The organism is Vibrio sp. Vb0667 (assembly GCF_033391095.1).
On the sequence record NZ_JAWPOL010000289.1, the window covers coordinates 1 to 1,167 of the forward strand.

The following is a 1,167-nucleotide window of genomic DNA, read 5'->3' on the forward strand; positions in this document are numbered from 1 at the left end:
AAGTGGAGCCTTCTGTTTTGCTGCTGTTTCGATTAGAGCATTCCAAGAGCACGGTTGGTTTACTCACATGCGAGGAATAAAACAGGGGGATTATAGTCAAGGCATTATTGTTGCTCCTACAAGAAACAAAACGCGCATTAATGGCAAAAATGACAGAGATAGATGCCCTTTAAATCTAAAAGTCTCTGAGCGTAAAGAGCAAGAACTGTCTGATTGTGGGTTCATTCCGATTTCACCAGTTCCTGAAACAGACATGGTCGGCATGACTTCCAATGTTTCGTTGTATAAGCCAAAACTGTACGAAGAGAAGCATGTTGCGACTAATGCAAAACTCACCTCAATGCTCCAATACACGATGTGTGTATCGCGTATAGCACACTACGTCAAAGTTATGGGGCGAGACAAGATAGGTGGCTATCAGGACGCGGCATCGCTCGAGAGGGAGTTTCAGACTTGGTTACATCAATATACAACGGCTTCAGACGAAGCTTCGGATGAACTCAGAGCTAAGTACCCATTGAACGAAGCGAAGATCAAAGTTAGAGAGAAACGCGATACGCCAGGGCACTTCTACTCGGTGATACATTTACGCCCTCATTTTCAGCTCGACCAAATGGTCTCAAGTATCAAATTAATTACGGAATTATCACCAGAACATTTGGTGTAAGGAAAGAAAGATGACTCAGTGGAAAAATGCCTTATCTGAAGGGCAGTTGCAACAAGCTTTAGAATTACTAATCGAAGCGATAAAGGCATCTCCAAAGGATGCCAGTTTGAGAAGCTCTTTTATTGAACTGCTTTGTATTGATGGTGATTTTGAGCGAGCTGATGAGCAACTGATGCAGTCTATTAAACTGTTTCCTGAATATCTTCCAGGCGCTAGCCAGTTAAGACATCTGGTTAAAGCTGCTCAAGCGCGAAAGGATTTCGCTCAAGGAGCGGCAACCGCGAAGGTATTGGGTGAGAACGAAGAACTAACTAAGTCATTGGTTAGCTTCAACTTATCAATGGTGAGTCAAGATTATGAACAAGTTTCTGAACTTGCTCTTCAAATCGAAGAACTGAGACAAGAAAAAGGCTTTTTAGCTAATGATACTTCGTTCTCAGACGTGCGGGATATTGATGATCGTTTAGGTGGTTACATTGAGCTGTTTTCTACCGCAGGCA

At 42.8% G+C, this 1,167-nt stretch carries 1 protein-coding gene and 1 pseudogene; both read left to right on the top strand.

Translation table 11 applies throughout. The features are described from left to right. On the top strand, positions 1–667 hold a 667-nt coding region (locus R8269_RS25340), incomplete at its 5' end, for a type VI secretion system contractile sheath domain-containing protein (RefSeq protein ID WP_318222926.1). A gap of 10 nt (positions 668–677) precedes the next feature. Further along, positions 678–1,167, top strand: a pseudogene (locus R8269_RS25345) (protein of avirulence locus); the annotation flags it as partial.